Annotated in this window: 20 protein-coding genes; 8 read left to right on the top strand and 12 right to left on the bottom strand. The window is 61.9% G+C overall.

Features of this window, described 5'->3' with window-relative positions:
- Positions 1-10 precede the first annotated feature (10 nt).
- The 5 genes from KG722_RS05340 to KG722_RS05320 all read right to left on the bottom strand — a co-directional run bounded on the left by KG722_RS05340 (position 11) and on the right by KG722_RS05320 (position 4979).
- Entirely contained in the window at positions 11-526 is a 516-nt protein-coding gene (locus KG722_RS05340) for an RNA pyrophosphohydrolase (RefSeq protein WP_213270448.1), read from the bottom strand.
- Positions 523-1821, bottom strand: a complete 1299-nt coding sequence (locus tag KG722_RS05335; RefSeq protein ID WP_213270446.1) for a divergent polysaccharide deacetylase family protein — start codon at positions 1819-1821, stop codon at positions 523-525. The genes KG722_RS05340 and KG722_RS05335 overlap by 4 nt, the downstream gene beginning before the upstream one ends.
- Positions 1822-1947: 126 nt before the next feature.
- Positions 1948-3294, bottom strand: a complete 1347-nt coding sequence (locus tag KG722_RS05330; protein WP_213270443.1) for a S41 family peptidase — start codon at positions 3292-3294, stop codon at positions 1948-1950.
- Between the two features lie 32 nt (positions 3295-3326).
- Positions 3327-4544, bottom strand: a complete 1218-nt coding sequence (locus KG722_RS05325; RefSeq protein ID WP_213270440.1) for a peptidoglycan DD-metalloendopeptidase family protein — start codon at positions 4542-4544, stop codon at positions 3327-3329.
- A 39-nt stretch (positions 4545-4583) separates the two neighbouring features.
- Positions 4584-4979, bottom strand: coding sequence for a hypothetical protein (locus KG722_RS05320; RefSeq protein ID WP_213270437.1), 396 nt, complete (start codon positions 4977-4979; stop codon positions 4584-4586).
- Positions 4980-5329: 350 nt separating this feature from the next.
- Between KG722_RS05320 and KG722_RS05315 the strand changes: the two genes are divergently transcribed.
- Positions 5330-5626, top strand: a complete 297-nt coding sequence (locus tag KG722_RS05315) for a PepSY domain-containing protein (RefSeq protein ID WP_213270434.1) — start codon at positions 5330-5332, stop codon at positions 5624-5626.
- Between the two features lie 118 nt (positions 5627-5744).
- A complete protein-coding gene (locus KG722_RS05310) occupies positions 5745-6041 on the top strand; it encodes a PepSY domain-containing protein (protein ID WP_213270431.1) in 297 nt (98 codons plus the stop codon).
- Positions 6042-6099: 58 nt separating this feature from the next.
- On the opposite strand, the gene KG722_RS05305 is transcribed toward KG722_RS05310, so the two are convergent.
- The 4 genes from KG722_RS05305 to KG722_RS05290 all read right to left on the bottom strand — a co-directional run bounded on the left by KG722_RS05305 (position 6100) and on the right by KG722_RS05290 (position 8909).
- Entirely contained in the window at positions 6100-6642 is a 543-nt protein-coding gene (locus KG722_RS05305) for a GNAT family N-acetyltransferase (protein WP_213270428.1), read from the bottom strand.
- 4 nt (positions 6643-6646) lie between these two features.
- Positions 6647-6949 carry an antibiotic biosynthesis monooxygenase gene (locus KG722_RS05300; protein WP_213270425.1) on the bottom strand — a complete coding sequence of 101 codons (303 nt, stop codon included), beginning with the start codon at positions 6947-6949 and terminating at the stop codon, positions 6647-6649.
- A gap of 8 nt (positions 6950-6957) precedes the next feature.
- Positions 6958-7920 carry a malate dehydrogenase gene (mdh, locus tag KG722_RS05295; RefSeq protein ID WP_213270422.1) on the bottom strand — a complete coding sequence of 321 codons (963 nt, stop codon included), beginning with the start codon at positions 7918-7920 and terminating at the stop codon, positions 6958-6960.
- Positions 7921-8135: 215 nt separating this feature from the next.
- Positions 8136-8909: a Bax inhibitor-1 family protein gene (locus tag KG722_RS05290; RefSeq protein ID WP_213270420.1), complete on the bottom strand. Its 774-nt coding sequence runs from the start codon at positions 8907-8909 to the stop codon at positions 8136-8138.
- Between the two features lie 378 nt (positions 8910-9287).
- Between KG722_RS05290 and KG722_RS05285 the strand changes: the two genes are divergently transcribed.
- A complete protein-coding gene (locus KG722_RS05285) occupies positions 9288-9620 on the top strand; it encodes a DUF2853 family protein (protein WP_213270403.1) in 333 nt (110 codons plus the stop codon).
- Positions 9621-9693: 73 nt separating this feature from the next.
- On the top strand, positions 9694-10254 hold the full coding sequence (gene thpR / locus KG722_RS05280; protein ID WP_213270401.1) for an RNA 2',3'-cyclic phosphodiesterase: 561 nt from the start codon (positions 9694-9696) through the stop codon (positions 10252-10254).
- Positions 10255-10293: 39 nt separating this feature from the next.
- Here the strand turns inward: thpR and KG722_RS05275 are convergent, their stop codons facing one another.
- Positions 10294-11064, bottom strand: coding sequence for an aspartate/glutamate racemase family protein (locus tag KG722_RS05275; RefSeq protein WP_213270398.1), 771 nt, complete (start codon positions 11062-11064; stop codon positions 10294-10296).
- A gap of 169 nt (positions 11065-11233) precedes the next feature.
- Here KG722_RS05275 and KG722_RS05270 point away from each other — a divergent pair, with 169 nt between their 5' ends.
- On the top strand, positions 11234-11695 hold the full coding sequence (locus tag KG722_RS05270) for an Lrp/AsnC family transcriptional regulator (protein WP_213270385.1): 462 nt from the start codon (positions 11234-11236) through the stop codon (positions 11693-11695).
- Between the two features lie 122 nt (positions 11696-11817).
- A complete protein-coding gene (locus tag KG722_RS05265; RefSeq protein WP_213270380.1) occupies positions 11818-15447 on the top strand; it encodes a TIR domain-containing protein in 3630 nt (1209 codons plus the stop codon).
- 40 nt (positions 15448-15487) lie between these two features.
- On the opposite strand, the gene KG722_RS05260 is transcribed toward KG722_RS05265, so the two are convergent.
- Positions 15488-15823 (bottom strand): hypothetical protein, encoded by a 336-nt coding sequence (locus KG722_RS05260; protein WP_213270377.1) that lies wholly within the window; start codon positions 15821-15823, stop codon positions 15488-15490.
- Between the two features lie 97 nt (positions 15824-15920).
- Here KG722_RS05260 and KG722_RS05255 point away from each other — a divergent pair.
- A protein-coding gene (locus KG722_RS05255) for an IS3 family transposase (RefSeq protein ID WP_213270374.1) occupies positions 15921-17023 on the top strand; the annotation gives its coding sequence in 2 pieces (ribosomal slippage) (positions 15921-16173 and positions 16173-17023; 1104 coding nt in all).
- A gap of 42 nt (positions 17024-17065) precedes the next feature.
- Here KG722_RS05255 and KG722_RS05250 read toward each other — a convergent pair.
- Positions 17066-17650 (bottom strand): hypothetical protein, encoded by a 585-nt coding sequence (locus tag KG722_RS05250; RefSeq protein WP_213270371.1) that lies wholly within the window; start codon positions 17648-17650, stop codon positions 17066-17068.
- A 166-nt stretch (positions 17651-17816) separates the two neighbouring features.
- Between KG722_RS05250 and KG722_RS05245 the strand changes: the two genes are divergently transcribed.
- Positions 17817-22532: a TIR domain-containing protein gene (locus tag KG722_RS05245; protein ID WP_300998373.1), complete on the top strand. Its 4716-nt coding sequence runs from the start codon at positions 17817-17819 to the stop codon at positions 22530-22532.
- The last annotated feature ends 1 nt before the right edge of the window (position 22533 follow it).

Genomic DNA, 22533 nt, shown 5'->3' with positions numbered 1-22533 from the left:
CTTTTGTGGCTCAGCCCTGCGGCACCCTGCCCGGCAGCACGGGGTCTGTCCATGTCCGGAAACGGGTTGCCACTTCAAGATAGACGGGCCGCTTGAACGGCACGATCAGATCCGGCGTCTCGTCGAGCGGCGCCCAGCGCCAGGCGTCAAACTCGGGCGTGTGGCGATCAAGGCGCACATCGCTGTCAGACCCCTTGAACCGGAAGGCGAACCATTTCTGCCGCTGGCCAAGATAGGGCCCGGGCATGCGCTTTTTCAGGTCGGGCGGAAAATCATAATAGAGCCAGTCGCTGGTCTCTTCGAGGACATCCACGAGCTTGGCCGGGACACCGATTTCCTCTTCCAGCTCCCGCAGCGCACCAGTCAGCGGGTCTTCGCCCGGATCAACGCCGCCCTGGGGCATCTGCCACTGGAATGGGCCGCGCCCATTGATGCGGCGACCAATGAAGACGTGCCCGGCCTTGGAGAACATCGCGAGGCCGACATTGGCGCGATAAAGTTGAGGGTCGAGTTTTGGCTGGGTCACCCGCCGGTTTTTAGACCAGCCTTGGCTACGCTTCCAGTGCGAAGCTCGCGACGTTCCGCCATAGGCAGGGCGACCGGCGCAGAAGCTGGCACAAGAGCCGAGACCGGCGCAAGCACCAGCCCCTTTTCTTCAAGCGTGTCGATCCAGAGGGAGGCCGCTTCTATGGTCACTGGAAAAGCAAAGCCTGCCCCGATGGCGCCGCCATGTTCCCGGGCGATCGTCTCAAGCTCCATAAGCTCTGCGGCGATGTCCTGGGGCGACTGGCGCGTATCGACCGGGCCGGCGGCGCGGGCAAAGCGCAGGCCCTTGGTGTCTGCGACCTGGCCGAAGGTGGCCTTGTGGACGCTGCCATCGTCAATGAAGGCGAGACCGCGCTCTGCCAGCACGTCGAAAACCGGGTCAACTGAGTCTGCATCGGCGCCAAACTTGGCGCCCTGATAGTTGATGACACCGAAATAGCCAATTGCACGGCCAAGAACCTGATCGAGCCGGGCGAGGTTGGCCTTGCTGTCGGCGCCTGCGATGAGCGTGTCGGAATGCATGCGCATCCGGCCATACTCATAGGCTTCCATCGGCACTTCGATCAGCACTTCATGGCCATCTTCCCGCGCGGTCTTGATCCAGTAGTCCAGACGCTTGGCGTCGGGCGCAAAAGACAGCGTCACGTCGGCGGGAAGCGTATCGATGGCGAGCTTGGTCTGGGTCGAGTTGATCCCAAGGCCGCCGATGACCAGCGAGACAATGGGGTGGCCTTCCGGATTGGAAAAGGGACGGGCGTAAGTGTCGGCCGGTGCCTTGCTGGCTGCCTTGGGAGCCGCGCCTGCCGCGTTCAGCTTGACCGGGGCAGCCGCTTCGGCCGCACCGGCCGGGGCCCCGGAGCGCACTTCACCAAAAGACTGTCCTGGCTGCACCAAGCGGCCGTTGATCCGGACGCCGGCAGCAGGCGCAAGTGCTGGGCCACCCTGGCCGCCGGTGATGTCAATACGCATCCCGTCGCCGTCGAGTTCGGTGTAGGTAAGATCGGTCCCGGTGGATGCCGAATAGCCTGTGGGCGCATAATCTTCCGCATAGTCAGCGGCCTCAAGGCTCGCGAATTGGCCACCGCGATCGTCGGCATCGCCGGCCGCTGCGCCGAAAAGGGCAATGGTTTGACGCGGGCCGGCGGCTGCGGGATCTGCAACGACATGAACGCCTGCGCCAAGGGCGAGGGCCAGGCCGCCGAATACGCTGAGGCTCATGCCAGCATGAACAAGGCCGGATTTGAGCGGCGACGGCTCTGACTGCCGGTAACCCATGTATCGACCTCACATCATCCGGTGGCTGCGGGAAAGCAACGCTCAGGATGGCCGGGCAGGGTTAACAGGAGGCAAACAGATGCTTACCCTCTGGCAAGGAATTGCGCCTTTATGCAGTGGAATTCGTTAACCGGCCTTGTCAGCCTGCATAGCGAGCTGTGAAGCAGACGCCCGCCCTTCTCCCAGGAGCTGCATGGCGCGCTCAAGCTGGAAGTCTTCGCCTTCATAGCCTTCGGGTGGTTGCTCGTCCGGCATGCGCAGCTTCTCCCGCTCAATGCCGGACTCGTTGGTAAGTGCGTGGGGCAGGTCTGCCTCGGAGAAACGCTGGATCCGGGCGAGTTCCTCTTCGGTGAGGCGCACCGGGGTGACCATGATGTCCGGTTCGATGCCGAGCGCCTGGATGGAGCGGCCCGACGGGGTGTAGTAGCGGGCGGTCGTAAGGCGGATGGCGCCGCGATCGGCGCCCAGCGGGATGACCGACTGAACCGACCCCTTGCCGAAGCTTGTGGTGCCAACGACGAGCGCGCGGCCGCGATCCTGCAGCGCGCCGGCAACGATTTCTGACGCGGACGCCGACCCGCCATTGATAAGCACGACCACCGGAACGCCCTTGAAGACTTCAGCCTTAGTTGCGTTGCGGCGCTCGACATCAATCGGGCGCCGGCCCTGAGTCGAGACGACCTCGCCGCCGGAGAGAAAGAAGTCGGACACTTTTACGGCTTCATCGAGCAGTCCGCCGCCATTGTTGCGCAGGTCCAGCACGATACCGGCCGGTTTCGGCCCGATGTCACGGTTGATCCCTTCGACCGCTTCTTCAAGCAGGGCGCCTGTGCGCTCATTGAAGGTTGAGACCCTGATATAGGCGATGTTGTTTGCCTCTTCCTTCCAGGTCACGGATTTCTGCTGCACCACGTCGCGCACCAGCTTCACCTGGAAAGGATCAACACCTTCGCGCAGGATGGTGATCTCGATCTCAGTACCCTTCTCGCCGCGCATTTCCCTGACGGCTTCGTTCAGGGTCTGACCGATGATCGGCTTGCCGTTGATCTCGGTGATGTAGTCTCCCGGCTGGATGCCCGCGCGGGCGGCAGGCGTATCGTCGATTGGCGAGATGACCTTCACGAAGCCGTCTTCCATCGTTACTTCGATGCCGAGACCACCATACTCGCCGGAGGTCTGTACCTGAAGGGAGCGGAAATCTTCCGGGTCCATGTAGCTGGAATGAGGGTCGAGCGAGGTGAGCATACCATTGATGGCCGACTCCATTGCTTCGCGCTCATCAATCGGGACAACGTAGTCACGCTGCGCGCGCGCGAAGATTTCCGCGAACAGTTCGATTTGCTGATAGGTAGCAACACGGGGGTCTGCCGGCGCCGCCTGGTCCTGTCCCTGAGGCCAGGCCATCGCTGCGAAGCCCACCGCCAACGCCCCCAGAACTCCGCCCAGGGCCGTTCCGGTCAGCAATGATCGCATATTCCACTCCATCTTCATCCTCACACGGCGGATCAGCCGCCACGCGCCATCCACTCTGCAGGATTAAGCACCCTGTCGCCAAGCCTTAATTCCAGCGTCAGTTCAGGGGGAGGGTCTGTGCGGTCAGGCATCAAACCTACCGGCTCTCCGGCAGTTACGGACTGGCCTTCGGATACATAAATCCGGCTCATGCCGGTAAGTATAACATTGTAGCCGTCGCTTGTGCGCAAAATCAGCATCGAGCCATAGCTGCGAAAGGGCCGTGCGTATTCGACTGTCCCCCCGGCGGGAGCGATGACCTGGGCTTCCGAGCGGGTTTCGAAACTGATCCATTCTGCTGTGCTGCCACCAGAAAGCTTGTCTCCAAAGCGATGGAGGACAACCCCTGCAACCGGCTGGAGGAGGCCGCCGAGGGCCGATCTTCCGAGCGGCTTGAAGGACGTCTTCACAGTGGCGGCTTTGACCGCTGGCGTGCCTTTCGGGGCAGGCTTGAGCGCAGCCAGTTGCGGGCGCTGGCTGGGTTTGACGCCCGGGGCGGAAGGCGCGTTGGTCTCCAGCGCCGCCAGCAGATCCCTCAGGGTATCAGCTTCCCGGCCAAGCTTTTCAGCCCGGCTTTTGAGAGCCGCCACATCCCCGGAAAGGCCCTCATACTGGTTGCGCTTGGCTGCGGCGAGCTGCTCAATTTCTGCTTTTTTCAAGGCGATGGTCGCCTCTGCGGCTTCAAGGCGAGCCTGCTCTGTGAGGATCTGGTCTTCCAGCCGGTTGAGCGCGGCGATCTCCCCGGATATCCGATCGGCGCGGGCATTGAGCTCTGGCAAGGTCGCCTGCATCAGGATCGCGCGGCGGATGGCGGTGCCGGACTGGCCGGGCGAGACCACCAGCGCCGGTGGGCGCCGACGGTTGGCCGCGACAAGCGCGGCGATCAGGTCTTCATAAGTTTCTTCGTTTTCAAGGAGTTGAGCGGCGGCGCGCTCCCGCTCGACCGACAGGTCGATGAGCGCCTTTTCGGCAGAGACGGCTTGCTCTTCGCGGCGCAGAGCTTCGGCGGCGGCGGCGAGGAGATCCTGGTCAAGCGACTGGAGGTCGCGGGCGGCTGTCTCGCCAGTAGCCTGAAGTTGTTCAAGTTTCTGCTCGGCGGCGCGTTTTTCTGTTTCCAGCGCCTCAAGGTCCTGCCTGGTAAATGTATCCGGCCCGGCTGCCGTCAGGGCGAGCGCAAGGCAGGAAAGGACCAGGGGGCGGAAAAATCGCATGGGCGAGAGATGCGCCAGCAGGCGTCACTTTGACGTTAATCACGGAGTATTTCCGGATCCATTCGCGTCCAGCTCGGTGCCAAGGAGGGTCAATTCCCGGCCAATCAGTGACAAAAAGAGGACAAATCCGGCCACCTCAAACGCCGGATGGTCAAGGATCAGATGCTTGATGACACCGGCGGCCGACTTGGCCGCCTGGCGGGGATGCGCGGGGAGTTGAAAGCCGAGGCCATGGACGGCAGCGTTTCGCATCGCCACGAGATCCTCGAGGCGGGCAAGCTGCGACCGTGTCAGCTCAAGCCGCTCGGGCGGGTTCAAATACTCCGATGACCTTGCCCGGCGGAGCAGGAGCGAGACCGGCGCGACCCGGTCGGTCTGGGAGGGATTGACCACGTCTTCTATGCTTGCGGAGGCATAGCCCGACAAGGCGGCCACGAGCGAAGCCTGAAGCGCGCTGACAAGGCCGAGGGCAACCCAGCGCCAGCGGCGCCGGGATCTTCAGCGGCGTCAGCGAGCTCACGCCGCGCGAGGCGCAGCGCTTCGAGCGCGGCTTCCAGGGCGTCGCCGATCCGCGTTTCCGCGTCGGGGCTGAACTGGCGGTCTATCTCCATCCTGACCCCCTGAGTTGCAGGCAGCAGGCCTGCGGGCAAGCCTCTTAGTCAAACTGACAGAGCCCTGACAGCCGGTGTCAGGGCGCGCTCAGGCCCTGTCAGGCAAACCCGCCTTCAGTTCCCCGAAAGAGCCACCCCAAAACCCCGAAGGACGACAAACCGATGAAAACCCTGATGAGTGCCTCTCTCGCCCTGCTGATGTTGGCTGCCCCTGCCCCGCTGGCCTTGGCCGATGATGACGACAGCTATCGCCGCGCCGGCAGCGAGCGCGTCTATACGATCTCGCGCGACGAGGCGGTTCACATCGCCCGGGCTGAAGGCATGACGCGCATCAAGGAAGGCGACCGCGATGACGGCAAATGGGAGCTGGAAGGCTGCACCCGCAATGGCCAGGAAATCGAGATCGATATCGATGGACGCACCGGCGAAATTCTCGAACTCGACGTCGATGATGACGACGGTGATTGCTGAGGGCTGACCCCGCCCTCAGCAACGGGCCGGGCGGATGGGTTCCTCCCCTTTTCACATCCGCCCGGAACCCCAGCCTTCTCATGGCGTTAAACCAACAGAACACTGCAAAGAGTTCCCCATGAAAATCATTTCCGCCGCCCTGATCGCCATTGCGCTCGCCGCGCCTGTGCCCTTCGCCCTGGCGCAAGGAATGACCGGTGACCTGCTCATCCGCGAACAGGCGATTGAAATCGCCGCCAAGCAGGGCATGGCCCATGTTCTGGAAGCTGAACTGGACGATGGCGAATGGGAAATCGAAGGCTGCAGCGCCGATGGGCGCGAGCTGGAAATCGACCTTCACAGCCGCACCGGCGACATCCTGAAATACGACCTCGACCCCGACAAGGACGATGATTGCGCAATGGTTGCCCGGTAGTCCGGGCTAAGACTGTACGAGAAACAAACCAGGCACAGGGTTTGCCCTGCGCCTTATCTCATGCGCCTCGACGGGCGCGCCAGTCATCCGCCGACTGACCATAGATCTCCCAGACCACATCCTTGAAAGGCGGCGGCGCAGGTGAGACGCGCAGCTTGGCCGACCCTAGGCGCTCAGCCACCCTGATCGACGGCGCATTCTCGGCTTCGATGCAGTGGATGATCTCATTCCAACCCAGAATATCGACGGCATAGTCCATGGCCGCAGACGCCCCTTCGAGGGCATACCCCTTCCCCCAGGCAGATTTCAGAAGCCCCCAGCCGACTTCCGTGCCGGGCCAGCCATCAGGTTGCCACGGGCCGAGCCGGCCGATCCAATGACCGGTCTCCTTCTCGATGACCGAGAACATGGAAAAGCCCCGGATCGACCAGGCACCAGTGACCGTGCAGAGGGCGCGCCAGACGCTTTCGCGCGGCTGCACCCCGCCAATGAAACGGGAGGCTTGGGGATCTGCCGCGAGCGCGCAGAAGCCATCAAAGTCTTCCGCCTGCGGAGGGCGCAGGATGAGGCGCGGGGTTTGCAGCACAGGGCCGATCGGCATCGCGTCAGACTTTCAGGGACTGGACCACTTCATGAGCATGGAGATTGCGCTCCACAACCGTGACCCCAGCAAGCGGCGCGCGCCAGGGCGCCATGTACGGCTGCGCAAAATGTGTCTCCAGCGCCTGCCAGCTTTCCCAGCGCTCCAGCACGCGCATCAGGCAGGGGTCGGCAACATCGATGGCGTAGGTATAGTCGAGGGAGCCGGGCTCGGCCCGGCTGGCACGCATCTGGGCAAAGGCCGTGTCGCGGATGCGGGGAAAATCGCCCGCATCCGCAAAACGCACATAGCCTTCGACGGTGATCATCGAACAGCCTAGGCCAGCGACGGGTCGATGCCTTTGCAAGCCTCGATCAGGCCGTTCACCGAAGCTACCGACTTGTCGAACATGGCTTTCTCGTCGGCATTGAAGTCGAACTCGACGATCTTTTCAGCGCCGCGAGCACCGATCAGGGTTGGCACGCCGACATACATGTCCTTCAGACCGTATTGGCCCGAGCAATAGGCAGCGACCGGGAGCACGCGCTTCTGGTCGGCCAGGTAGGACTTGGCCATCGCGATGGCCGATTCCGCCGGGGCGTAATAGGCCGAGCCGGTCTTGAGCAGGTTGACGATCTCGCCGCCGCCCTTGCGGGTGCGCTCGACGATGGCGTCAAGCTCTGCCTGGCTCATCCAGCCCTGCGCCACGAGCTGGGTCAGCGGCAGGCCACCAACGCTCGAGTGGCGCACCATCGGCACCATGTCGTCACCGTGGCCGCCGAGCGTCCAGGCGTGGATGTCTGCGACCGACACGCCGGTCTTTTCGGAGAGGAAGTAGGCAAAGCGCGAGCTGTCGAGCACGCCTGCCATGCCGACGACTTTCTCGGTCGGCAGGCCGGAGAATTTCTGCAGCGCCCAGACCATCGCGTCGAGCGGGTTGGTGATGCAGATGACGAAAGCGTTCGGGGCGTGGGCTTTGATGCCTTCGCCGACGGCTTTCATGACTTTCAGGTTGATGCCCAGGAGATCGTCGCGGCTCATACCCGGCTTGCGTGGCACACCGGCGGTGACGATGCAAACGTCTGCGCCGGCGATGCCGGCATAGTCGTTGACACCCGTGAGATTGACCGACGCGCCATAGACAGGCGTGGACTCAGCAATGTCGAGGCCCTTACCCTGCGGAAGGCCTTCGGCGATGTCGAAAAGGATGATGTCACCAAGTTCTTCGCGGGCTGCGACGTGGGCAAGCGTACCGCCAATCATGCCGGAACCGATAAGGGCGATTTTATTGCGGGCCATGTGTTTCTCCTGAGAAATATGGTCGTGGAAACAAGCGGGCGGAGGCTCTTGAATTATCGCGGCGATTTGCCGGAAAGCGGCCTCCCCTTTTCAGGCGCCGCTTTAGCCGAGGCGCGCGCGCGTTGCAATGCGGCCAGAATGTGAAAAGCCCCGCGAGGCAGGGCTCGCGGGGCTTTTGTCTTAGAAGGGGCTACCCTCCTTTTGTCTCTCCGGCGTCATTCGCGCGAGAGGAGCGACATCAGGATGGTGAACATGTTGTAGAACATGATGAAGAAGTTGAGCGCACCCGAGTTCGTCATCACGGCCAGCGAGCGGGCATCGCCTTCATAAACGAAGTAGCTCTCTTTCAGCTCCTGCGTCTGGAAAGCGACCAGCACGCCTGAGATACCGAGGACGGCCACCTGGATGATCACCTCGAACATGCCCGAAGGCGGGAAGAGGAAGCTCAGCAGCGAGATGCCGACCACGCCCCACAGCGCGAAGACAGCAACGATGCCGATGGGGCGAAGGTTCGTCTTGGTCGTGTAACCGAAGAGGCTCAGCGCGCCGAAGGCCGAGGCCGTCAGCAGAAACGCCTTGGTCATCGTCATGAAGGTGACGTTGAGGGCGGCGCCGCCGCGCGTGGTCACGCCGGTCTGCGCAGCTGCCATGGCAACCCAGATCGACAGACAGACGCCGAGCATGACGACGATCGACCAGTAAAGAATGCCCGTCGCCAGCGGCGAGGGATTCTTCATGAGGAAGGCAGAACCCAGGATCAGCACCAGTGGGCCGAACTGGAAGAGATAGAAGAGAGGCGTGCCGAGAAGCAGCTGTGTCAGGCCGGGCACGAGGCCTGAACCGACAAGGAAGGCAATGCCGCCCGAGAGAGCAATGCCGAGCGCCAGCTTCTGATATACACCCAGCATGAAGGTCCGAAGACCTGCATTGACTGAGGTGTCCATCGAGCGAACATCGACCGCGCCGAAGCCCCGGTTGAATTCGTTCATGATTTTCAAGTCCTTTCCTATGAACCCGGCAACCCGTAGGTGCCGTTCAGCGCTGAATATGGTCATTTCACTGGCGTTCTGCAACAAAAACCGGGGTTCCGCGTATAGTTTAGCAGCTGTGCAACCACCCGAACTTTCGCAGGCCTTGCGGGGCCGCCGGGCCAATTCAAGTATATGTTTGACGTGTGCTTCAGAATTTCAAATATTGTATGATTAATATTTCATTATTACTTCAATGCCGCAATCCAGCCTGATTCTGTCCAAATGTAGCCGTGTGCGCCTCTTAAGTATCATTGACTCGGCACCGGCGGGGGTTAAACCTCTCCGTGTGGAGTGTCTCCATCAGGAGGCGTTCTATCAAATGAGAAGGGGAAACTCATGGCTGATGCTTCTGCTTATGCTGAGAACATCAAGAAATACACGAAAGTATACAATCAGGCCGCTGCCGAGAAGATCGTCGGCCACCTTGGCATTGCCCTGCGCAACAAGGACAGCTCGATCGTCGCTTGCACGGATTCGGGCGAGCTCGACCGTGTGCGCGAAAAGTGGTGCCGCGGAAAGCTCGGCCTGGCGCAGAAGCAACAGGAACTCGACGCCGCCATGCAGGCTGTCTGCGAGAAGATGAAGGCCGAAGGGGGCCAGAAGTCTCGCGTGACTTTCTACTACCTTCTGGCGGAGCATTTCGGCAAGCTGGATGCGCTAGTAGGCTGAATTGCACCTGCCTGACCCGGGCTAGCCCACAGCGCGGGTTTTCATGACGTGAAGTGTGTGGTGAACAGACGGAATGTTTCGTCTGTTTGCTGCCCTTCCTGTTCCAACCGGAATTGCCGCGCCTCTGCGAAAGCTGCAGAAGCACCTGCCAGGAGCCGGCTGGCGGCCGGAAGAGAACTTCCACGTCACGCTCTGCTTCTATGGCGAACTTTCTGAGAATAAGGCGCGCGATCTTGATGAACTCCTCGGCGAGATCGAGGCAGATGCATTTGACCTGCGCGTAGAGGGCATGGGCTGGTTTGGCCGGCGCGAGCCAAGCGCTGTCTGGGCCCGGATCGGGGAAAGCGATGAGCTGCGCGGCCTGGCCAGTCAGTGTGAACGCGCAGCCCGCCGTCTCGGTATCCCGCTGGAGAAGCACCCCTTCACGCCGCACATCACCCTCGCCTATCTCAGCGGCACGCCGCTGGAGGCTGCCCAGGAATGGGTCCGCGCTCATCAGGGCCACCGCAGCGAGCCTTTCCGCGCGCGGCTCTTCCATCTTTATGGCAGCTTTCCGCGCCGTGGCGGGGGCCCTTCCCGCTACAACGCCATGGCCGATTATCCCCTCAGGGACCTGACGGTGGGGTTTGAGTGAGACGCCCCTGCCCCCTGGCCGGGGCGGACGTACCCTTCATCAGCGCGTCCGGAGCAGGCCGGCCCCGGCGCTCTGTATATCCATCATTTGAGGAGCCGCGCCAGGGCGCCCGCCCGCTTCGCCTGAAAGCGCGAACCTGACGGCCGCGTCCGCATGGATGAGTGTGGAATCATAGCCCGGCAAAGCGAGGCTATCGGCCGCCAGGAGGAGCTGGATCTCGGTGCACCCGAGAATGACGCTATCGGCGCCGCGCTCAGCGGCAACTGCCACAATCCCCTCCAGCCGCTTGCGGGACACGTCCGAAACAACCCCCTGGCAAAGCTCGCTGAAGATGATCTCGTGCACGGCGGCGCGGTCACCGGCATCCGGCACCTGAACGCTGACGCCGTGGGCCGCCATGCGGTCTGAGTAAAAGCCGTGCTCCATCGTGTAGCGTGTGGCAAGCAGCAAGGGCCGCTTCCGGCCATCGGCTTTGAGAACGGCAGCGGTTTCATCGATGATATCGATCAGGGGCACGCCCGACATGCGCGCGACCTGATCTGCCACCAGATGCATCGTGTTCGTGCAGATGAGAACACAGTCCGCCCCGGCCCGGACAAGACCCGCGCCCGCAGCGCCAAGAAGCACGCCGGCGTCATCCCACCGGTCAGCCTTCTGGAGGGCAACGACTTTGGAAAAATCGAGTGAGTTGAGGATCAATTCGGCAGACGCGAGCCCGCCCGCCTGATCCCGGACCGCTTCATTGATGTAGCGGTAATAGGTTGCCGTGGACTCCCAGCTCATGCCGCCAATCAGGCCGATTGTTTTCATGATGTCTGCTCCCGCTATTCCTCAAGAAGCTCAAGCATAGCCTGCCCGGAACCGTTTATGCGCGCATTCATGGTACACTTTTCGACGTCGGATGCACAAAATCCGCGTCGTTAAAGTTCTTTACGCAACGCAATTGCATCATTGGGTAATCCGGAGCTAATATCAGGTCATGCTGGATGACCGTGACCGCAAGCTTCTCGCCCTCCTTCAGGAGAACGCCGATATCCCGGCCGCAGAAATCGCCGAGACCCTGTCGCTGTCGCCGTCAGCCTGCTCGCGCCGCATCGCCCGGCTGAAGGCGGAGGGCTACATCACCGGCTCGATGGCCCTGCTCGACCGGAAAAAGATCAACCTGCCGACCACGATCTTTCTGCTTGTGCGGACAGGGCGCCACTCCAAGAACTGGCTGGACGAATTCCACACTGCGGTAAACGCGATCCCGGAAATCGTCGAGGTCCACCGGCTCACCGGTAATTTCGACTATATACTCAAGCTCGTCCTGCCGAATGTCGAATACTACGACACCGTCTACAAACAGCTCCTGAAACGGATGGAGATGTACGACATGTCCGCCTACATTTCGATGGAGACTGTGAAACTATCACCCGGCCTGCCCACGCGGCACATCTGAAGTGCCTGAAACTACTGAATGGTGCCCAGGATGGTCTCGTCGTCCGTCGCTCGTCTTCGCTTGCCATCGGTCTCGTTTGAACGTTGAAATGAATCGGCCAACAGGGTGCGGGACCACTTGTGATGGGAATGATATTCATCAGCCATTCCAGCCGGAACAACGCCGAAGCCATCGGCGTTCGCGATTGGCTCGTTTCAAACGGCTGGGGTCCCGCTCAGATCTTTCTTGATCTGGATGCACTCGGCGGCGGCGAACGCTGGCGCCAGCGGTTGGATGAAATTGGAAACAACTGCGAGGCCGTGATTGTCTGTCTGTCAGACGACTGGATCCGCTCGCCCGAATGCGCACGGGAATTCACCCACGCAGAGTCTCGCGGCAAGCCGATCTTCCCGATCATCGTGGCGCCGCTCACTGTTAAGATACCGAGCTTCGTCTCCGACATTCAGTTCGTCAACATCAGCGATCCTACGCTCGCCGAAGGCGGCTTCGAAAAGCTGAAACTCGGCCTGAAACGCGCTCAGATCGGTCCGAACCATTTTGGCTGGCCCCCGCCATCCGACCCGGCCCGTCCGCCCTATCGCGGGCTCAGATCCTTTGAGGAAGACGACGTGGCAATATTCTTCGGCCGCGACGCGCAGATCACTGCAGGACTGGACGCGCTGCGCCAGATTCGCGGCGGCGACCCGCACCGCATCCTGACGATTGCGGCGGCTTCGGGCGCCGGCAAGTCAAGCTTCCTGAAGGCAGGCCTGCTCGCGCGCCTGCGCCGCGATGAGGAAAATTTCCTCATACTGCCCACATGGCGCCCCGGCCGTGATGCGCTCGGCGGCGAAACGGGATTGTTGAAGTCCCTGGGTCTGGAGACGCCAGGCAGGGTAGAGCCCGCCCTTGCCGCAATGCAGGCAGCCGTCATCCAACGTATGCAGACCTTCGGCGTACCAGGCGCAGGCGAGCGGCCCCCGCCCTCCCTGGTCCTTCCGCTCGACCAGGCGGAGGAGCTGTTTTCAGCGGAAAACTCCAGCGCCCTCGCCGCTATTGATCTCCTTGTTCAGGCGCTCGCCGAAAAGCCGGACCTTCTCTTCATCGCCACCATTCGTTCGGACTCGCTCGGCGGGCTGCAGGCCGATGCCCGCGTCGCCGGCCAGCTGAACCTGTTCAACCTGCCTGCCCTGCCCCCTTCAGCCTTCAAGGAGGTCATCGAAGGCCCCGCCGCGCTTGCAAAGCCTCCGCTACGCATTAAGCCCGCGCTCACGGAGCGTTTGATTGCAGACCTTGACCGTGCCGACGCGCTGCCGCTGCTCGCCTTTACGCTGGAACGGCTTGTGGCCGAGTACGGTAGCGATGGTCTTCTCGACCTCCAAGAATATCAGACCGGGCTTGGAGGCGTCTCAGGTGCCATTAACGCAGCCGTTGAAGCCGCGATGCGCAGAGCAGAGAATGACCCTGCCCTGCCGAATACACGTCACGATCTCGACACTCTCGCCCGAGTCGCCTTCATCCCTTGGCTCGTCCAGTTGGATGAAGCAGACGCAAGTCCGAGACGGCGCGTCGCGCGCCTCTCCGAAATTCCGGAAAACTCGCGGCTGCTCATCCTGCACTTTGTCGAAGAGCGTTTGCTCGTGGCATCAAGTGCAAGCGACGAAACGGTTGTTGAGGTCAGCCATGAAGCCGTCCTTCGCCACTGGCGCGGCGTTGCTGCGTGGATCAGCGAAGAACGGATCGTGCTTGAGAGGCTCCACCGGATCCAGAGAGCAGCTCGGGATTGGATGTCAGACATCCGCATGACACAGCGGCACGACATGCTGGTGCATCGCGGCGAACGCCTGAAACTCGCAGAAGAACTTATAGCGCGGCGCGATCTCGAACAAATTTTGGGCGCCGAGGGTAGTAGCTACCTTGTTGCTTGCCGGAAGGCTGAGGACGAACTGGCTGCAAAGGAAATCGCGCAGGCGCAGCGGGAAAAGCGCCAGCGCCGACGCACAGCAATATGGCAGTCCGCCTTTGGGGTGTTTCTCGTTGTTGCATTTGCCGGAGTCGTGACAGCGTCGTGGTTTCTGGTGCAAGGCGAACGAATATTGCAGCGGGGCTATTCGGCGATCCTGCTCGATGAAAGCCGGAATGCCCTGGCAGAAGGCAACTCTGGTCAGGCACTTCGACTTGCTGTGTTAGGTAGCCGCAACAGCGCATTGTCTCCGCGTGCCGACGGCTTTGATGTTCAACTGGACGCTGCCAGTCAGGCCGCCCGATGGATCGTTTCGCTGGAAGGGCACAAGCGCCGGATCAACACTGCATCATTCTCTCCTGACGGAACCCGGATCGTTACTGCTTCGAACGATGGAACGGCGCGGGTTTGGTCCATGAACGAATTTGGTGCGTGGCAAAGTGAAGAGCTTCAAGGCCACACATCCAGGGTCAATTCGGCCGCATTCTCGCCTGACAGCACCAGAATTGTGACAGCATCAGCGGATGGAACCATCCGGATATGGGAATCTGACGAGCTCGGTGGCTGGTCCAGTCGCGTGCTAGACGCCGGCGAAGGTAGTGTTTTGTCAGCTGAGTTCTCTCCCGATGGATCAAAGGTCCTCGCGTTGACAACGGATGGGTCAACGGAGCTCCACGCCAATTCCGATTTCCCCGAGTTTGTTGAGACTAGCGAGCGCGGCAGCTTCTTTGTGTCAGAAGAATTTTCGGTCACAACAGTCCGAGTGTGGCGGGAAGTCTCAGATGGCTCTTGGGAATCGAATCCTCTGCAGTGGCACCAAGGAACTATACATTCTGTCCAGTTCTCCCCTGACAGCACCAGCTTGCTGACTGCGTCGTCAGACGGCTACGCTGCGATCTGGACTGAACGCTCCGATGGCGGATGGAATCCGACGCCGCTCAGTGGGCATGGCAGTGCCGTATTTTCCGCACGGTTTTCCGAGGATGGAAGGAGAATCATAACAGCCTCAGCCGATCGCACAGCTCGTGTGTGGACCGCATTGGAGAACGGCGCCTGGCAGGAAGATATATTGCGGGGGCACGGAGGCGAGGTGACATTCGCGACATTTGCATTCGGCTCTAACACTGCGCTCACAATGTCATTGGATGGGCTTGTTCGTGTCTGGTACGATATGACCGCCATGGATGCGGGCTGGGTTGGGTTCAACTTGGAAAATGTGGATGTTGACTTTGAATTTGAACGGGGAGCGGCTGTCTTCTCACCGGAAGGATCAAAGCTGCTTTTCAAGCTGCCGAACGGATTGGCCAAGCTTGGAAGCACAGCGCTCTCAGCAGAACTGCGACGCACGCAAGATTCAAGAATGGAGGTCCTGGCTGTAGATTGGACCTCCGAAGTTATTGACCACCCTTCCGGTATTGCACGTTTTTCTTCCTCTGCATTCTCGCCGGACGGGCATTGGATGGTCACAACCTCGAATACCCGAACAGCGCAAGTCTGGAGAGTTGGATCGCCGCCAGGCGCCGCAACTGACGAATCAACCCGCCTTGATGCAAGCAAAGATCTCGGGCCGCTTGTTGTCGTAGCTCCTTGTTCGGACACAATGAAGCACGCCGTTGACTCGGATAACCACGGAAGAACACCAATCAGGCAGTTGATTGAAGCTGACTTCAAAACCACGCCATTGCTCAACTCACTCGGCTACAAAGTCGGCGAAGATGTCTGCGAGTCATCGAAGCCCAAAGGCTTGGACGCCTTTCTCACGGGTGTGCTCCCACGCCAATGGTGGAACGACGTCCATAGTGGCGAGTGACGTGCCCGCATATCTCAGAAAGCATCCTCGCGTTCGCTGTTCAGCTATTGAGTCTTTTGACCACTTCGCCAGCCCACCATTCCGCCATCGCCACGCGCTCATCCCAGTACCGCGCACGGTGGTACGCTTTGCGCAGCTGATCGCCGCCGACATGGCCAAGCTCGGCTTCTTTGGCGTCGGCATGCCATTTTCCGCTTTCGTTCAGCAGGCTGGACGCGCTGGCGCGGAAGCCATGAGGAACATGTTCGGACTGGGTATGGCCCATCCGGCGAAGAGCGAGGGTCATTGTCGCTTCGCTGATCGGCTTGCCGGGGGATTGGTGAGAGGGAAAAACCATCAGGCTGTTATTGTTCAGCGCCTGAAGATCCTTCAGCACGCAAATAACCGCGCGGGAGAGTGGTCCTGACCCTTAAAACTGGTCCGGACGGATTGCGAAAAATCGGGCACAATTCTCGATGGAGAGGAGAGTGCCGATGCCGAGAAAGAAGTTTTCAGACGAACAGATCGCCTTTGCCCTGCGGCAGGCGGAGACCGGGACGCCGGTCGGCGAGATCTGCCGGAAGATGGGTGTTGCCGAGGCGACGTTCTACCGGTGGAAGAAGGTCTATGCCGGGATGGGTGTTTCGGAAATCCGACGACTGAAGCAGCTGGAGGAAGAGAACTCTACGCTCAAGCGGCTGGTGGCGGACCTGACACTGGACAAGACCATGCTGCAGGATGCCTTGCGAAAAAAGTGGTGAAGCCCGCCCGGCGCCGCGAAGTCGTCCGCCATTACCAGGACGTGTTTGCGGTGTCCGAGCGCCGCGCCTGTAGGGCGATGGGCTTCGGGCGGGCTGCCCACAGATATCAGTCCTGCCGCGATCCGGCAGTGGAAATCCGGATGCGCCTGAAAGAGCTGGCCGAGACGCGGGTCCGCTATGGCTACCGGCGCCTGCATGTCCTGCTGCAGCGGGAAGGCTGGACCGTGAACCACAAGCGGATCTACCGGATTTACAGTGAAGAAGGGCTGTCGATCCGGACCCGAAGCCCGAGGCGAAGGCGCGCCTGCCGATACCGCTCAGGACGCCCCGAGGCTGGAATGCCGAACGATGTCTGGGCCATGGACTTCGTTTCTGATCGGCTATTCGATGAAAGACCGTTCCGCATCCTGACGATTGTTGACTGTCATACGAGAGAAGCTCTCGCGACATCTGCGAGGACAAACTTCCGGGCTTACCAGGTGATCGACGAACTCGACCGGATCGCCCGGCTGAGGGGGAAACCTCGAAGCATTCGAGTCGACAACGGTCCGGAGTTCGCCGGGCGGCTGCTCGATCAATGGGCGTATCTCAACAAAGTCGAGCTCGACTTCTCAAGGCCCGGAAAACCCACGGATAATGCTTACATTGAGTCCTTCAACAGCCGGCTTCGACAGGAGTGCCTCAACGCCGCCTGGTTCCTGTCGATGGCCGACGCCCGAAGCCGGCTGAGTGAATGGCGAGACGATTACAACCAAAGCCGGCCGCATTCGGCGCTTGGAAACTTGACGCCAAGCGCCTTTGCGGCCCTACTTGAACCAGCCCGAAAAGTCGCATGAAGGCCGGACCAAAGTCGGGGTCAGCACCAATCGGAGCCGGGACTAACTCAAATACTGGACCACTTTCCGGGAGGCAGACCAGCTATGATGCGCGTCAGAGTCGGCAAGCGCTTCCTCCGTCTGTGTCAGGGCGTCTTCAAGATTGGCTAGAAGTGTCTGTGTGCGCTCATACTTGGCGCGCCAGTCGGAGACGGTGCCGCCAAGTTTTGCGACCTCGTTCTCAAGCTGCTCCGGGAAGTCGATCCGGTTGGTTTTCAGCCAGCTGAGAGCATACCAGGGGCGTGCAAACTCGAACATGTCGCCCGTATCTATGGCCCGCCGGATCGCTTCCAGGTTTTCGAGAAACTGTTGCGCGACATCCTGCCGGAACATGGCGGGAATACAGGTTGTCTCATCGATGATGGTGGGATTCTTTCCCAGGCTGAGCGCCGCGACCTCTTCCGGCCGCCAATAGGCGTGCCGCGCCCAGACCTCCGGAAGGCAATCGCCAAGGCCGACTTTTGCCTCAAGCCCGGCTTCATCCAGAAACCAGCCAGAGACGGCAAACAGTTCGTTTTCATTGCCTTTGACAAACTCGGCGATCGCTTCGGGCGTCGCGTGTTCCAACATTATTGGCCAAAGCTGCATTGCTCGCTCTCCTGCGAATCACAGCCCGGCTCCGAAGGTACCAGAAACGCGTCGATTTCGCTGCATCTTGCTGCATTTGCGCAGCCCTGCTTACACCTCCCCGCTTGCCATCGGACAACTTTTGCGATGATCCTCTGCCCGTGGGAGGACAGATCGAGTGGGCGTGATGTTCATCAGCCATTCGAGCAAAAACAACGCAGAAGCGGTCGCCGTGCGCGATTGGCTGCGGGCCGAAGGCTATGCCGAAGCCTTCCTAGACCTTGACCCCGAGCAGGGCCTAGCCCCCGGGCAGCGCTGGGAAGAGGAGCTGCAGAAGGCTGGCGAGCGCTGCCTCGCCGTCGTCGTGCTCGTCTCGCCTGACTGGTGCGCCTCCAAATGGTGCTTCCACGAGTTCAAGTTCGCTAAGGCGCTCGGCAAGAAGATCTTTCCGGTCCTGATCCAGCCCACGGCCTGGAGTGAGCTGCCGCTGGAGCTCACCTCCCAGTTCCAAATGGCGAACATCTCCTCGCCAGAGCTGCGCGAGGACGGCCTCACGCGCCTGCGCTTCGGCCTGCAGCGCGCAGGCCTAGACCCAAAACACTTCCGCCTCCCCGAAGGCCGCCCGCCTTATCAGGGCCTGAAGGCTCTGGAAGAAGAAGACGCCGCCATCTTCTTCGGCCGCGATGCGCAGATCACCGCAGGCCTCGACGCGCTCCGCCAGATGCGAGGAGGCACGCCCCAGCGCATACTGACGATTGCCGCCGCCTCCGGCGCGGGCAAGTCGAGCTTCCTGAAAGCAGGCCTTCTCGCCCGTCTGAAGCGCGACGAAGAAAACTTCCTCGTGCTGCCCACTTGGCGGCCCAGCCGCGATGCGCTCTCAGGCGAAACCGGCCTAGCCAATACACTTGGCGCCTCGGCGCCTAAGGTCGCCGCCGAAGCCCTTACCTCGCGCCAAGCCAATGTCGTCGCCCGCTTCCAGTCGATGGCCGCCGCCGCCAATGAAACCTGGAGCGGCGCTGCGCCAACGCTCCTCCTGCCGCTTGACCAGGCTGAAGAACTCTTCTCCGCCGACAATGCCAGCGCGCCTGCCGCTATCGAGCTTCTACTCGACGTGCTCGCATCAAAGCCGGACCTAATCGTCGCCGCCACCATCCGCTCGGACTCGCTCGGCAGCCTGCAGGCCGACAATCGCCTCGCCGCGCAGCTGCGCCTGTTCAACCTGCCTGCCCTGCCGCCCTCGGCGTTTCGCGAAGTGATCGAAGGCCCGGCCCGGCTCACAGATCCGCCCATTACCATCAATCCCGCGCTGACCGACCGCCTGATCAGCGATCTCGACAAGGCCGACGCTCTGCCCCTCCTCGCCTTCACACTGGAACGTCTGGTGAAGGACTATGGGCGCGACCGGACTCTCTCTCTCCAGGAATACGAAACCGGCCTTGGCGGCGTCAGCGGCGCCATCAATTCGGCTGTAGAAGCTGCGCTGCGCAAAGCCGAATCGGACCCCGCGCTGCCTTTAACGCGATATGAACTCGACAGCCTCGCCCGCGCGGCATTTATCCCGTGGCTGGTACAACTGGATGAAGCCGATGCGAGTCCGAAGCGCCGGGTCGCGCGCACAGCAGACATCCCGGAGGCGTCGCGGCGGCTGATCGGCCACTTCATCGAAGAGCGCTTGCTCGTCGCTTCCGAAACCGCGGGTGAGTCAGTCGTCGAAGTCAGCCACGAAGCCGTCCTTCGGCACTGGCGCGGCCTTGCCGCCTGGATCAGTGAAGAGCGGATCGTACTCGAAGGCCTCGGGCGCATTATCCGCTCGGCGCAGGAATGGTCGCGCCAAGAAAAGACGCTGTCCTATCGGTCAGCTGATCTACTCGTCCACCGGGGCGAGCGACTGGGAGCCGCCGAAGCCTACCTTCAGCGTAAGGACATGGCGCAAGCCTTGCGCGGCCTACCAATGGAATACCTAAAGGCCTGCCGCACGGCCGAAGACGAGGCCGCCGCCCGCGACAAGGCACAAGCCGAACGCGAACTGCGCCAACGCCGCCGCGCCGCCCGCTGGCAAGCGATGGCGGCGCTGATCCTTGTCCTCGGTTTTTCGGCCCTCGCACTAGGCGGTTGGTTCCTGGTCTCCGAACAACGAGCTTTTGGGAAGTCGAAGTCCCTGATGCTGGCACGCACCGCCGAGCAGTTCATGGCGGATGGCAACCCAAGGAGTGCGTTGCTCCTGTCGATATTGTCCACCCGAGAAACGGCCATGTCGCCCTCTACACCCGAGGCGCATGCTAGTTTTATCTCGGCCGCGCAGACGATAAGGCAACGAGTCGCCATCAAGCATGACGGTCCTGTCTCCGGCGCCGCCTTCTCGAAGGACGATGCCCGCATCCTCACCTGGAGCTGGGACAACACCGCACGCCTTTGGGACACTGCCACCGGCGCACAGATCGGGCCCGCTCTCAAGCATGAGAATGATGTCTACGGCGCTGCCTTCTCGAAGGACGACGCGCGCATCCTCACCTGGAGCGGGGTTCATCTCGGCATCGTTGGTGACGCACGCCTCTGGGACGCTGCCACCGGCGCACAGATCGGGCCCGCCCTCAAGCATGACGGCCCTGTCTCCGGCGCCGCCTTCTCGAAGGACGAGGCACGAATCCTCACCTGGAGTCGTGACGGCACCGCAAGACTCTGGGACGCCGCCACCGGCGCACAGATCGGGCCCGCCCTCAAGCATGACGGCCTAGTCTACGGCGCCGCCTTCTCGAAGGACGAGGCACGAATCCTCACCTGGAGTCGTGACGGCACCGCAAGACTCTGGGACGCCGCCACCGGCGCACAGATCGGGCCCGCCCTCAAGCATGACGGCCCTGTCTCCGGCGCCGCCTTCTCGAAGGACGATGCCCGCATCCTCACCTGGAGCGAGGACAACACCGCACGCATCTGGGACGCCGCCACCGGTGCACAGATCGGGCCAGCCCTCAAGCATGAGCGCTCTGTCTCAGGCGCCGCCTTCTCGAAGGACGAGGCACGAATCCTCACCTGGAGCTGGGATCATCTAGGCATCGCTGGTGACGCACGCCTCTGGGACGCCGCCACCGGCGCACAGATCGGGCCAGCCCTCAAGCATGAGAATGATGTCTACGGCGCTGCCTTCTCGAGCGACGAATCCCGCATCCTCACCTGGAGCGAGGACAACACCGCACGCCTTTGGGACGCCGCCACCGGCGCACAGATCGGGCCCGCCCTGCAGCATAAGGACGGGGTCAAAGGCGCCGTCTTCTCGGACGACGAGGCCCGCATCCTCACCTGGGGTCGTGACGGCACCGCAAGGCTCTGGGACGCTGCCACCGGCGTACAGATCGGGCCCGCCCTCCAGCATGAGGACGGGGTCACCGGCGCCGCCTTCTCGGACGACGAGGCCCGTATCCTCACCTGGAGTCGTGACGGCACCGCAAGGCTCTGGGACAGTGCGACCAGCGCCCAGATCGGGCCCGCCGTCCAGCATGACGGCTCTGTCTTCGGCGCCGCCTTCTCGAACGACGAGGCCCGCATCCTCACCTGGAGCGGGGACAACACTGCACGCCTCTGGGACGCCGCCACCGGCGCACAGATCGGGCCCGCCCTGCAGCATAAGGACGGGGTCAAAGGCGCTGCCTTCTCTAAGGACGAGGCCCGTATCCTCACCTGGAGCGGGAATCCTCTCGGCACCGCTGGTGACGCACGCCTCTGGGACGCTGCCACCGGCGCCCAGATCGGACCCGCCCTCCAGCATGACGGCTCTATCTCCGGTGCCACCTTCTCGAACGACGAGACCCGAATCCTAACCTGGAACGGGGTTCTTCTCGGCACCGCCGGTGATGCACGCATCTGGGACGCCGCCACCGGCGCACAGATCGGGCCCGCCCTCAAGCATGACGGCCCTGTCTCCGGCGCCGCCTTCTCGAAGGACGATGCCCGCATCCTCACCTGGAGTCGTGACGGCACCGCAAGACTCTGGGACGCCGCCACCGGCGCACAGATCGGGCCCGCCCTGCAGCATAAGGACGGGGTCAAAGGCGCTGCCTTCTCTAAGGACGAGGCCCGTATCCTCACCTGGAGCGGGGTTCATCTCGGCATCGCTGGTGACGCACGCCTCTGGGACGCTGCCACCGGCGCACAGATCGGGCCCACCCTCCAGCATGACGGCCTAGTCTACGGCGCCGCTTTCTCGAACGATGAGGCCCGTATCCTCACTTGGAGCTGGGATCGTCCCGGCACTGCCGGTGATGCACGCATCTGGGACGCCGCCACCGGCGCACAGATCGGGCCCGCCCTCAAGCATGACGGCCCTGTCTCCGGCGCCGCCTTCTCGAAGGACGATGCCCGCATCCTCACCTGGAGCGAGGACAACACCGCACGCATCTGGGACGCTGCCACCGGTGCACAGATCGGGCCAGCCCTCAAGCATGAGCGCTCTGTCTCAGGCGCCGCCTTCTCGAAGGACGAGGCACGAATCCTCACCTGGAGCTGGGACAACACCGCACGCCTTTGGGACACTGCCACCGGCGCACAGATCGGGCCCGCCCTCCAGCATGAGGACCTGGTCACCGGCGCCGCCTTCTCGGACGACGAGGCCCGCATCCTCACCTGGAGCTGGGACAACACCGCAAGGCTATGGGATGTAAAATGGGCAAAAAAACTACGCGCAATGCCGGAAGATGTGGCACAACTCTGCGACCTACGCCTCCGCGGCAGCCTCGCAAATGCTGATAACGACGCGAAGTCCCCCTTTCCACGCCTACTCGACGAACAGATCGTCGCGGCCGCCCCCATGCTGCGCGGCCGAGTAGGCGAGGACGTCTGCGCCGCGCCGAAGCTGCCCTGGTGGGATGCGCCGCTACAGTCGTTAATGAAACTGACAGGCATAGAGTGAC

The organism is Hyphomonas sp., from assembly GCF_018402285.1.
In the GTDB taxonomy this organism is placed as follows: domain Bacteria; phylum Pseudomonadota; class Alphaproteobacteria; order Caulobacterales; family Hyphomonadaceae; genus Hyphomonas.
This window is presented reverse-complemented; position numbering and strand designations above follow the sequence as displayed.